General features: G+C 66.5%; 9 protein-coding genes. 5 read left to right on the top strand and 4 right to left on the bottom strand.

Translation table 11 applies throughout. The annotated features are described in order from the left end of the window. Window positions 1-493 (top strand): anti-sigma factor family protein (locus tag ACCC94_RS23460; protein ID WP_413351992.1); only part of this gene is annotated, 493 nt, incomplete at its 5' end. A 496-nt stretch (window positions 494-989) separates the two neighbouring features. Here ACCC94_RS23460 and ACCC94_RS23455 read toward each other — a convergent pair. The 3 genes from ACCC94_RS23455 to ACCC94_RS23445 all read right to left on the bottom strand — a co-directional run bounded on the left by ACCC94_RS23455 (window position 990) and on the right by ACCC94_RS23445 (window position 4,487). After that, window positions 990-2,828: an amidohydrolase gene (locus ACCC94_RS23455; protein ID WP_413351991.1), complete on the bottom strand. Its 1,839-nt coding sequence runs from the start codon at window positions 2,826-2,828 to the stop codon at window positions 990-992. A gap of 19 nt (window positions 2,829-2,847) precedes the next feature. Further along, complete coding sequence (locus tag ACCC94_RS23450; RefSeq protein WP_413351990.1) at window positions 2,848-3,402, bottom strand: antibiotic biosynthesis monooxygenase; 555 nt, start codon at window positions 3,400-3,402, stop codon at window positions 2,848-2,850. 68 nt (window positions 3,403-3,470) lie between these two features. Beyond that, window positions 3,471-4,487 (bottom strand): alpha/beta hydrolase, encoded by a 1,017-nt coding sequence (locus tag ACCC94_RS23445; RefSeq protein WP_413351989.1) that lies wholly within the window; start codon window positions 4,485-4,487, stop codon window positions 3,471-3,473. 406 nt (window positions 4,488-4,893) lie between these two features. Between ACCC94_RS23445 and ACCC94_RS23440 the strand changes: the two genes are divergently transcribed. Beyond that, window positions 4,894-6,897, top strand: coding sequence for a peptidase U32 family protein (locus ACCC94_RS23440; RefSeq protein ID WP_413351988.1), 2,004 nt, complete (start codon window positions 4,894-4,896; stop codon window positions 6,895-6,897). Between the two features lie 133 nt (window positions 6,898-7,030). Continuing rightward, window positions 7,031-7,432, top strand: a complete 402-nt coding sequence (locus ACCC94_RS23435; RefSeq protein ID WP_413351987.1) for a hypothetical protein — start codon at window positions 7,031-7,033, stop codon at window positions 7,430-7,432. Window positions 7,433-7,543: 111 nt separating this feature from the next. Here the strand turns inward: ACCC94_RS23435 and ACCC94_RS23430 are convergent, their stop codons facing one another. Next, a complete protein-coding gene (locus ACCC94_RS23430) occupies window positions 7,544-8,161 on the bottom strand; it encodes an FMN-binding negative transcriptional regulator (protein WP_413351986.1) in 618 nt (205 codons plus the stop codon). Window positions 8,162-8,366: 205 nt separating this feature from the next. Here ACCC94_RS23430 and ACCC94_RS23425 point away from each other — a divergent pair, with 205 nt between their 5' ends. Both ACCC94_RS23425 and ACCC94_RS23420 read left to right on the top strand, forming a co-directional pair. Next, window positions 8,367-9,560, top strand: coding sequence for a GGDEF domain-containing protein (locus tag ACCC94_RS23425; protein WP_413351985.1), 1,194 nt, complete (start codon window positions 8,367-8,369; stop codon window positions 9,558-9,560). Window positions 9,561-9,664: 104 nt separating this feature from the next. Then, the gene (locus ACCC94_RS23420) at window positions 9,665-11,188 is read left to right on the top strand and encodes a diguanylate cyclase (protein WP_413351984.1); all 1,524 of its coding nucleotides are present in this window, start codon (window positions 9,665-9,667) and stop codon (window positions 11,186-11,188) included. Window positions 11,189-11,336: the final 148 nt, after the last annotated feature.

Raw genomic sequence — 11,336 nt, 5'->3', positions numbered from 1 at the left:
CACGGCGGCAGCGCTGCTGGTGGCGCTGGGCGTCGGCGGCATGGGCGGCTGGCAGATGCGCGGCGATGCGATGATGCGCGGCATGCTGCCGATGCAGGACGCGGTGCAGGCTTACCGCTTGTTTGCCGATGCCGGCCAGACGGGGTTGGACCTGCGCGACGGCGGCGATTTGCGTGGTTGGCTGGCTCGCTACCTGAAAGACGCCCCGCCACCACCGGCACTGGAGCAGGTTGGCTTGAAGACGGTCGGGGCGCGGTTGCTCGCGACCGAACAAGGCGCGGCGGCGTTGGTGATCTACGAGGATGGCCAGGGGCGGCGCCTGACCTTCTTCATCCGCCCGCCGGGCCCGCGCCACGAGATGCTGCCGCAGGGGCAGCGCACGGATGGCGACCTGCTGGCGCGCTATTGGAGCCAGGGCGGCTACAACTACGCGCTGGTGAGCCGCAGCGATGACCCGCAGGCGCAGGCCGTGGGGCAGTTGGTGGGGTTCTAGCGGGAAAGACTCGGTCAGAGAGGCTTTTTATGATTCGCGAGCAAAGACGAGGCTTTCCGCCGCGATGATTCTGCACGGAGCGCACGGAGTATCCCTGTAGGAGCGAGCTTGCTCGCGAAAGGCTCCGCACCCGATCGATCCGGCGTGAAGCGGGTTCGCGAGCAAGCTCGCTCCTACGGAAGAGCTCGGCGGCCTGTTGGCGCACTATTGGAGCCAGGGCGGCTACACCTACGCGCTGGTGGGCCGCAGCGATGACCCGCAGGCGCAGGCCGTGGGGCAGTTGGTGGGGTTCTAGCGGGAAAGACTCGGTCAGGCGGGCTTTGCTGATTCGCGAACAGGGAGCTGGCTGCCCGTCGCGACTCCGCGAGAAGCGCACCGAGTATCCCTGTAGGAGCGAGCTTGCTCGCGAAAGGCTCCGCACCCGATCGATCCGGCATGAAGCGGGTTCGCGAGCAAGCTCGCTCCTACAGAAGAGCTCCTGGCCGCTGCGCCAGCTTTAGAACGCGAAGCAGGAACAGCCGAAAGCGCCCCAGAAGCCCTGGAAGTCACTCACCGGCACGCTCGACTGGCGGGCGCGTTCGTGGCTGTGGCCATGCACGCCGCAGGAGCCAGCGCACTGGTGCACGGCGTTCTGCAAAGGAGCCTGCGGGCGCCAGTGACCAGGGACCTTGGCCACCGGGGACCAGTCCGGCAGTACCGGAATCGCGGTCGGCGCCTGGCGCTCGAAGTCGCCGCTGCCGAACACCACGCGGCCGTCGACCACGGTCAGCACCGACTCGATGGCCTTGATCTCTTCCTCCTGCACGTTGAAATAGTCCGCCGAGAGCACCGCCAGGTCGGCCATCTGCCCAACCTTCACCATCCCTTTCTTGCCCTGCTCGTTGGAGAACCACGCGCTGCCGTGGGTGTACAGCTCCAGCGCGGTGGCGCGGGACAGCCCTTCGGGGTAAAGCTCCATGCCGCCGACGGTCTTGCCGCTGACCATCCAGTACAGCGAGGTCCACGGGTTGTAGCTGGAGACACGGGTGGCATCGGTGCCGGCGCCCACGGGCACACCTTCAGCCAGCATGCGCTTGATCGGCGGGGTCGCCTCGGCGGCCTGCTTGCCGTAGCGGTCGACGAAGTATTCGCCCTGGAAGGCCATGCGGTCCTGGATGGCGATGCCGCCGCCCAGTGCCCTCACCCGCTCGATGTTCTTCGGCGAGATGGTTTCGCAGTGGTCGAAGAACCAGTGCAGCCCGTTGAAGGGGATGTCCAGATTGACCTTCTCGAACACGTCGAGCATCCGCGAGATGGATTCGTCATAAGTCGCGTGCAGGCGGAACGGCCAGCGCTGCTCAACGAGGTGGCGCACCACCGGTTCGAGTTCGGCTTCCATGCTGCCAGGCAGGTCCGGGCGCGGTTCGAGGAAGTCCTCGAAGTCGGCGGCGGAGAACACCAGCATCTCGCCGGCGCCGTTGTGCCGCAGGAAGTCGCTGCCCTGGCCGTACTGGACGCTGCTGGTCCAGTTCTTGAAATCGGCCAGTTCTTCCTTGGGCTTCTGGGTGAACAGGTTGTAGGCGATGCGAACGGTGAGCTGGTTGTCTTTCTCCAGCTGTTCGATCACCTGGTAATCGTCCGGGTAGTTCTGGAAGCCGCCGCCGGCGTCGATGGCGCTGGTGACGCCCAGGCGGTTCAGCTCGCGCATGAACTGGCGGGTGGAATTGACCTGGTAGTCGAAGGGCAGCTTCGGCCCTTTCGCCAGGGTCGCGTAGAGGATCATCGCGTTGGGCCGGGCCACCAGCATGCCGGTCGGCTCGCCCTTGCTGTCGCGGACGATCTCGCCGCCGGGCGGGTTCGGCGTGTCCTTGGTGTAGCCGACGACGCGCAATGCGGCGCGGTTGAGCAGCGCGCGGTCGTACAGGTGCAGGACGAAGACGGGGGTGTCCGGCGCCGCCTGGTTCAGTTCCTCGATGGTCGGCATGCGCTTCTCGGCGAACTGGAATTCGTTCCAGCCACCGACCACGCGCACCCATTGCGGCGACGGCGTGCGCAGGGCCTGCTCCTTGAGCAGGCGCAGGGCGTCGGCCAGCGACGGCACGCCTTCCCAGCGCAGTTCGAGGTTGTAGTTCAGCCCGCCGCGGATCAGGTGCAGGTGCGAGTCGTTGAGGCCGGGGATCGCGGTGCGCCCCTTGAGGTCGATGACGCGGGTGGCCCCGGCGCGAAAGGCCATGGCCTCCGCTTCGGTGCCCACGGCGATGAACTTGCCGTCGGCTATGGCCACGGCGGTGGCCTGGGGTTTCTCGCGGTCGACGGTGTGGAAGCGGCCGTTGGTCAGGATCAGGTCGGCGTACATGGCGATGTTCCTCTTTCGATCAGCGGGCATTGAGCCAGGCGGAGAACAGGCGCGTGGCCCGTGGCATGAAAACGTAGACCACCAGCAGGACGATGGTCGCGACGATGAGCATGTTGGCGGGCACGAAGCCACCCAAGAGTGGGACCTGCGCGAACAGCGGGCGCCAGAGCTGCGGCACCAGCATCACCAGCGGCAGGATCACCAGGTAGGAGATGGCCGCCTGCTTCCAGCGCGGCGGCTGCTTCTGCGGGTTGTCCGGGGTGGTGAACCAGAATTCGTGGGCGGTGTGCAGTTCCTTCTGCTCGACGTCGATCAGGTGCGGGTTGGCGCGTTCGATCAGTTCACGGCGCTGCGGCGAGTCGAGCCAGGCCTGCAGTTCGTTGGCGCTGGCGAAGCGCAGGACCGAGGTGAAATGGTCGCCCTGGCGCATCACGTCCACGCCCAGGTGGCCGGGGAAATCGCTGGCGGCGCGGGTCAGCTCGCGCAGGATGGCTTCATAGGCGGCAACGCTGTCGGGGCGCGCGCGGTGGCGGATGATCAGGGTGACGGATTCTTGCTGCGTGGGCTGGCTCATCGGGATTCTCTCCAAAAAGGCCTCCAGAGAAGTGGCCTCCCCCGCCCGACGGCGAGGGAGGTAGCGGCTTACTGCAGGTGAACCTTCAGTTCCTGGCCGGCCTGGCGCATGGCGGCCTGGACCGCCGGCACCTTGCTCACCACGTTGAGCAGACCGTAGTCATGGATCATTCCGTTGTAGCGCACGGAAGTGACAGCCACACCAGCCGCGTCGAGTTTGCGACCGTAGGCTTCGCCCTCGTCGCGCAGCACGTCGGATTCGGCGGTCTGGATCAGGGTCGGCGGCAAGCCCTTGAGCTGGTCGACGGTGGCGCGCAGCGGCGAGGCGTATATTTCGGCGCGCTGTTTCGGGTCGGTGGTGTAGCTGTCCCAGAACCACTGCATCATCGGCTTGGTGAGGAAGTGTCCCTGGGCGAACTGGTTGTACGAGCCGGTTTCGAAGCTGGCATCGGTCACCGGCCACAGCAGGGCCTGGAAGCGCAGCTTGGGCGTGCCCTTGTCCTTGGCCATCAGCGCGACCACCGCGGCCATGTTGCCGCCGACACTGTTGCCGGCCACGGCCAGGCGCTTGCCGTCGACGTGGATCTCCTTGCCGTGCTCGGCGACCCATTGGGTGGCGGCGTAGGCCTGGTTGATCGCCACCGGGTAATGCGCCTCGGGGGACGGGGTGTAGTCGACGTAGACCGCCACCGCGCCGGAGTTCACCACCAGGTCGTGGATCAGGCGGGCGTGGGTCGGGTAGTCGCCCAGCACCCAGCCGCCGCCGTGGAAGAACATGAACACCGGCAGCGTGCCCTTCACACCGGCCGGGCGGACGACGGTCAGCTTCACCGGGCCGACGTCGGTCTGCACGGTCTTCTCGCTGACCTGGGTGCCGGAGAGGTCGACCTTCACCGAAGCCTGGGCGCCGGTCAGCACCGCACGGGCGTCTTTCGGCGAGAGGGTTTCCAGCGGCTGGCCCTTGCCGGCTTCCAGGGCTTCGAGGAAGGCCTGGGTATTGTGTTCGACGGTGGGATTGCCGGCGGCGAAGACGTTGCCGATGGCCAGGGCGAGGGAGGCGGCGAGCAGGGATTGCTTGGCGTTCATGATTCGGTTCCTTGAAAGTGGGGGGAGGTGTTCCGAAAGGACGAACGAATCTTGATCCATGCCCGCAAACCGCGGAATAGACAGGGTTGCAGGGTCACTTTGCAGTTCTGCAAAGGCATCTTCAGGGGCGTTGCAGAATTGCCGGAGGGCCGCGCAGGCACAAACGTAGGATGGGTGGAGCGCAGCGATACCCCTGCTGCCGGTGCGCCGGATTGATGGGTATCGCTGCGCTCCACGCCATCCTACAAAGCGTCAGCCGATGGGATCGGAGCGGTGGTTGGCGCGGTGCTGTCCGCGTATCGCGGGCGACCGGGGGCTACGCCGCCCGGCACGCCACGGGTGCCGGCGCGGCGTTTGGCCGGTACAATGCGCGATTGCCCGTGCCAAACCTGATAAAGAAGAAACCATGTCCTTGCCCAAACACCATCTGGAACTGCTCAGCCCTGCCCGCGATGTGTCCATCGCCCGCGAGGCCATCCTGCATGGCGCCGACGCCGTCTACATCGGCGGCCCGAGCTTCGGCGCGCGGCACAATGCCTGCAACGAGGTGAGCGATATCGCCCAGCTGGTGGAGTTCGCCCACCGCTACCACGCGCGGGTGTTCACCACGATCAACACCATCCTCCACGACAACGAGCTGGAGCCGGCGCGCGCGCTGATCCACCAGCTCTATGACGCCGGTGTCGATGCGCTGATCGTGCAGGACATGGGAATCATGGAGCTGGACATTCCGCCCATCGAGCTGCACGCCAGCACCCAGACCGACATCCGCACCCTGGAGCGGGCGAAGTTCCTCGATCAGGCAGGCTTCTCCCAGCTGGTGCTGGCTCGCGAGCTGAACCTGCAGGAAATCCGCGCCATCGCCGACGAGACCGATGCCGCCATCGAGTTCTTCATCCACGGCGCGCTGTGCGTGGCCTTCTCCGGCCAGTGCAACATTTCCCACGCCCAGACCGGCCGCAGCGCCAACCGGGGCGACTGCTCCCAGGCCTGCCGCCTGCCCTACACCCTGAAGGATGACCAGGGCCGCGTGGTGGCCTTCGAGAAGCACCTGCTGTCGATGAAGGACAACAACCAGAGCGCCAACCTCAGTGCCCTGGTGGACGCCGGCGTACGCTCCTTCAAGATCGAAGGGCGCTACAAGGACATGGGCTACGTGAAGAACATCACCGCCTATTACCGCCAGCGCCTGGACGGCATCCTCGCCGAGCGCCCGGACCTGGCCCGCGCCTCCAGTGGCCGCACCGACCACTTCTTCGTGCCGGACCCGGACAAGACCTTCCACCGCGGCAGCACCGACTACTTCGTCAGCGACCGCAAGATCGACATCGGCGCCTTCGACTCGCCGACCTTCACCGGACTGCCGGTGGGCAGCGTGGAGAAAGTCGGCAAGCGCGACCTGCTGGTGGTGACCAAGGACCCGCTGTCCAACGGCGACGGCCTCAACGTGCTGGTGAAGCGGGAAGTGGTCGGCTTCCGCGCCAACATCGCCGAGCCCAAGGGCGAATTCGAAGAAGACGGCGAGAAGCGCTACCGCTACCGCGTCGAGCCCAACGAAATGCCCGAAGGCCTCTACCGCCTGCGGCCGAACCATCCGCTGTCGCGCAACCTCGACCACAACTGGCAGCAGGCGCTGCAGAAGACTTCCGCCGAGCGTCGCGTCGGTCTGTCTTGGGTCGCCAAGCTGCGTGAAGAACGCCTGGAACTGACCGCCACCAGCGAGGAAGGCGTCAGCGCCAGCGTCGCCCTGGACGGCCCGTTCGGCGCCGCCAACAAGCCGGAACAGGCGCTGGACCAGTTGCACGACCTGCTCGGCCAGCTGGGCACCACCCAGTACCACGCCGACCGGATCGAGCTGGACGCCCCGCAGGCGCTCTTCATTCCCAACTCGCAGCTCAAGTCGCTGCGCCGCGAGGCCATCGAGGCGCTCACCGAAGCCCGCGTGCAGGCCCACCCGCGCGGCGGCCGCAAGGCCGAGACCAGCCCGCCGCCGGTGTACCCGGAGTCGCACCTGTCCTTCCTCTACAACGTGTACAACGAGAAAGCCCGCGCGTTCTACCACCGCCACGGCGTGCAGCTGATCGACGCCGCCTACGAGGCTCACGAGGAAACCGGCGAAGTACCGGTGATGATCACCAAGCACTGCCTGCGCTTCTCCTTCAACCTGTGCCCGAAACAGGCCAAGGGCGTCACCGGCGTGCGCACCAAGGTGCAGCCGATGCAGCTGATCCACGGCGACGAAGTGCTGACCCTGAAGTTCGACTGCAAGCCGTGCGAGATGCACGTGATCGGCAAGATCAAGGGCCACATCCTCGGCCTGCCACAGCCGGGCAGCGAAGGCGTGAACAACATCGTCGGGCAGATCAGCCCGGAAGACCTGCTCAAGACCATTCGCAAGCCGGCGCATTGAAACATGTAGGAGCGAGCTTGCTCGCGAATGGACTTCCCGGCGACTAAGGTGCTGGGCGGTTCGCGAGCAAGCTCGCTCCTACGAAGAGCAAGAGCCCCCTGCGCAATTCCCGATCCCCCGCTATGATCGGGACATGCCCACCACTCCCCCGCTCCGCCAGCAATGCCCGCCCGGCGCCTGCAACTGCGACCGGGAACGCCTGCTGGAAACCCCTAACGCTGACCTGCGCATCCTGCTGCTGACCCGGCATGAGGAGCAGCGGCTGCTCGATCGCCTGGAGAACCTCAAGGACCTGGCGGACCTGCAGCGCATGCAGCACAAGCTCTTCGAGCAGCTCGGCATCCGCCTGCACATCGCTCCGGGCTTCAACGAAGTGCGCACCCTGCGCGGCATCGAGTTCGAATTCGACGAGCAACCCGGCCTCTGCCGCAAGACCCGCCAGGCCATTCCCGCCGCGATCCGCCGGGGAATGGACAAGAACCCGGAAATAGCCTGGCGCCTGCTCGACTCGCACGACCTGCTCGGCGGGCTCTGACGCCACGCCACAACCTGCGCCCTCCGTTGCAGGAGCGAGCTTGCTCGCCAACGCCCCCGGCAGCTCCGGCGCCAAGCTGTTCGCGAGCAAGCTCGCTCCTACCAGTACGGGCTACTTCGAGCGGACCATGGCTCCGGCCAACTGCGAACTGCCAAGCTGCTCCAGCCGCTCGGCGGCTCCCAGCCGATCCCGCTCTTCCTTGTTCTGGCTGAGCTTGGACTTGCCGACGATCACGCCGATCTCCACCTCGATACCGACGATATTCGCCAGCATGCCGCTGATGAACTCCGGGGTGGAGTCGCTCATCTTCCAGGGTTTTTCCTCGCCGGCTTCGTGGGTGCGGGTCAGGCGCCCGACCACGCCACGCACGAAGCGCTCCTCGTCCATCACTTTCAGACGGCCGCGCACGTGCACCACCTGGTAGTTCCAGGTGGGCACCTGGCGATGCGCCTCGTGCTTGCTCGGGTACCAGTTGGGCGAGACGTAGGCATGCTCGCCGCGGAAGATCACCAGCACCTCCTCGCCGTCGGCCTCCTGCCAGACCGGGTTGTTGCGGGCGACATGGGCGCGCAGCAGCGGCCTGTCGCCTGCGAGCTCCAGCTCGAACGGCAGGTGGTTGGCGTCCAGCAGGCCATCATGGCCGGTGACCAGGATGCCCAGGGGATACTCACGGATCAGCCGGTGCAGTTCGTCCGGACGGGTTTCCTCGAAATGCGCAGGTACGTACATGCAAAGCCTCGACAACAGGTAATGACGGTCATCATGCCGCCGCATTGGCACCCTATAAAGATCCATTAGTCACACTTCTGAAAGAGCCAATCTCCATCAGCCCACAACCCGTGCGTCACCCTGCTGGACGGCAACGGTGCCACCACCCTACTCTAGCCCTTGGCCAGCATTCGCCCCGGATGGCAGACACAGGCTCCCACTCTCGATGACCCGACCCGAGTTCCCCTACGCTCCTCCCCGGCAGTACCAGGGAAGAATTCCACCGCGCCTGCAGGATGCCTACAAGGCGTACGTGGTCCAGCATTACCGCCGCTTCCTGCTCGCGATCAACTTCATCGCCATGGCCGCCTACGACTCGTACGTGCTCGCCGACGCGCTGCTGATCCCCGACATGGCCAGGGAATCCCTGCTGCTGCGCGGCGGCCTGAGCCTGATCGGGCTGCTCAACATCTTCCTGGTGTTCCGCTTCAGCCGCAGCGTGCTGGTCATGGACCTGCTGATGCCGGTGCACGACATCATCTCCACCATCGCCTGGTTCGAGCTGCTCAAGCGCAGCGCCTCGCCGGACGTACCCTACTTCCTCTACGCCTCGGTGGTGTTCGTGCTGCTGGGCAACCTCGGCGTGCGCTATTCCTTCAAGGGCATCGCCCTGGTCTCGGCGATCATCACCGCGATCATTCTCTACAACGTCTGGCTGATCCACGATGGCGCCGCCAAGCCGCTGCTGATCTTCACCCTGGTCTACCTGCCCATCGCGCTGTTCAGCCTGTTCATCAGCTGGACCAACATCAAGGGTGTGCGCCAGGCCTTCCTCGCCGACCTCGAGGAGCGCCGCCAGCGCGCCGAACTCGCCGCACTCAACCTGCGCCTGCAGGAACTGGCCGCCACCGATGGCCTCACCGGCGTTGGCAACCGCCGCGCGCTGGACCTGCAGCTCAACGAGAGCTGGCACGGGATGCGCGCCCACGGCCGGCCCTTCGCCCTGCTGATGGCCGACATCGACTACTTCAAGCCCTATAACGACCACTACGGCCATCAGGCTGGCGACCGCTGCCTGTGCCAGGTGGCCGAGAGCCTGGTCGGCACACTGCGCGGCGGCGGCGCCAACGTCTATCGTTATGGCGGCGAGGAGTTCGCCATCCTGCTGGAGGCGACCAGTGCCGAGGACTTGAGTTGCGTGGCCGAACGCCTGCGCGAGCAGGTGGCGAGCCTGGGCATCGAACACCTTTACCGGCCCGACAGCCTGCGCCACCTGACCATCAGCCTGGGCGCGGCGATGGCCAGCGAGAACGGTCTGAGGGAACCGCGCGAGTTGCTCGCACGTTGCGACCAGCACCTGTACGTCGCCAAGCAGAAAGGTCGCAACCGCGTGCAACTCAGCGGCATGCCAGGCGTCTGACGAACGACACGTAACCCGCCCTGCGCGGCCAGCGTCTCCCTGCATTCCTGCCGGCAAACCCTCGGCGCGTGGCAACGCCATCAGGATCGACCCATGAGGCCCGAGTGAAACGCGATATCCGCCTAGCCGTTCTGCTGCTGTCGATCATCAGCCTCGCCGTGGCCGCCGCCACCGCCTGGGAGCTGTGGTCGGCGCGCGAGCGCACACTGGCGGAGACCACCACGCACAACCTCAACCTCACCCAGGCGCTGGATACCTACGTCGAAGGCATAGTCACCCAGAGCTCCATGCTCCTGCTCGGCCTCGCCGAGCGTCTGGAGCACGAAGGCCGCGGCGCTCCCCAGCTGCAACGACTCAACGACCTGGTGCAGCGACAGCAGCACCTGCTCGCCCAGCTCAACGGCGTCGGCATCTACGACGCCCAGGGCAACTGGCTGATGACCTCCAACGGCCCCTTCCCGCCGGGCTCCAACAGCGCCGACCGGGCCTATTTCATCCACCATCGCGATAATCCTTCGCTGGAGGCCTATATCGGCGAGCCGATCCACAGCCGCGCCACCGGCGTCTGGGTGATCACCGTCAGCCGCCGCTACAACGACGCCCAGGGCAACTTCGCCGGGGTGATAGTCGCCGCCCTTGGCGTGCAGGATTTCCTGCGCCTGTTCGGCAAGATCGACATCGGCAAGACCGGCGCCATCGGCATGGCCACCAGCAACGGCCAGGTGCTGGTGCGCTATCCCTTCCGCGAGAGCGACATGGGCCGCGTACTGTCACGCTCGCCGATCTTCACCCGCTACCTGGAGAACACCAGCGTCGGCACCGCCACCTTCGCCTCCTCGCTGGACGGCATCGAGCGCATCTACGCCTTCCGCAAGAACGAACGCTACCCACTGGTGACCTCGGTCGCCCTGGGCAAGGACGAAGCCCTCGCCGCCTGGCGCTCCGATGCCCTGCGCACGGTGGCCATCGCCTTCGGCCTGCTGATGGTCATCGTGGTGATCGGCAGCCTGCTGATCCTCGCCATCCAGCGCCGCATCGGCACCGAACGCCTGCTGCGCGATGCCCGCGAAGACCTGCTCAAGGCCAACCGACAGCTGGAAGTGCTCGCCTCGCGCGACCCGCTCACGGGCCTGGAGAACCGCCGCAGCTTCGACGACCACCTGATTGCCGAGCTGCGCCGCGCTCATCGCGAACACACCCCGCTGGGGCTGCTGCTGATCGACGTGGACCATTTCAAACGCTTCAACGATACCTACGGCCACCCGGCCGGCGACGACTGCCTGCGGCGCATCGGGCGCATCCTCGCCGACAGCGTGCGGCGTCCTGCCGACCTCGCCGCGCGCTATGGCGGCGAGGAACTGGCGGTGATCCTGCCCAACACCGGCGCGGACGGCGCCCTCGCCGTGGCCGAGCAGTTCATGCAACGCCTGCAGCAGGCCAACCTCACCCACGCCGGCAGCCCGCAGGGCCGCATCACCGCCAGCATCGGCATCGCCACCCTGCCCGGCGGCAACGACAGCAGCCCGCAGGCCCTCATCGAAGCCGCCGACCGCGCGCTGTACCGCGCCAAGGCCGCCGGGCGCAACCGCCTGGAAAGCGCGCCGACGCCGCAGGAAACCCCGCAATAACCCTCGCTTGCCGCCGGCCGATGCAATGAGCCTTGGGGGGGTTAACCCTGGGGGGGTTTAGGCCCCCGGGGGGGGGGGGGGGGGCCCCGGGTTGAGGGGGGCGCCGGGGGGCCCCCCCACGAGGTGGGGGGGGGGGGGCGCGCCCCCC

It is taken from the genome of Pseudomonas sp. Pseusp97 (assembly GCF_047304025.1).
Classification (GTDB): domain Bacteria; phylum Pseudomonadota; class Gammaproteobacteria; order Pseudomonadales; family Pseudomonadaceae; genus Pseudomonas.
This window is presented reverse-complemented; position numbering and strand designations above follow the sequence as displayed.

What these genes read in the sequence shown, in the direction of transcription:
- ACCC94_RS23435 (WP_413351987.1), top strand. Translation starts at nt 7,031, where the DNA reads ATGCCCACCACTCCCCCGCTCCGCCAGCAATGCCCGCCCGGCGCCTGC.
- ACCC94_RS23455 (WP_413351991.1), bottom strand. Translation starts at nt 2,828, where the DNA reads ATGTACGCCGACCTGATCCTGACCAACGGCCGCTTCCACACCGTCGAC.
- ACCC94_RS23445 (WP_413351989.1), bottom strand. Translation starts at nt 4,487, where the DNA reads ATGAACGCCAAGCAATCCCTGCTCGCCGCCTCCCTCGCCCTGGCCATC.
- ACCC94_RS23425 (WP_413351985.1), top strand. Translation starts at nt 8,367, where the DNA reads ATGACCCGACCCGAGTTCCCCTACGCTCCTCCCCGGCAGTACCAGGGA.
- ACCC94_RS23430 (WP_413351986.1), bottom strand. Translation starts at nt 8,161, where the DNA reads ATGTACGTACCTGCGCATTTCGAGGAAACCCGTCCGGACGAACTGCAC.
- ACCC94_RS23440 (WP_413351988.1), top strand. Translation starts at nt 4,894, where the DNA reads ATGTCCTTGCCCAAACACCATCTGGAACTGCTCAGCCCTGCCCGCGAT.
- ACCC94_RS23450 (WP_413351990.1), bottom strand. Translation starts at nt 3,402, where the DNA reads ATGAGCCAGCCCACGCAGCAAGAATCCGTCACCCTGATCATCCGCCAC.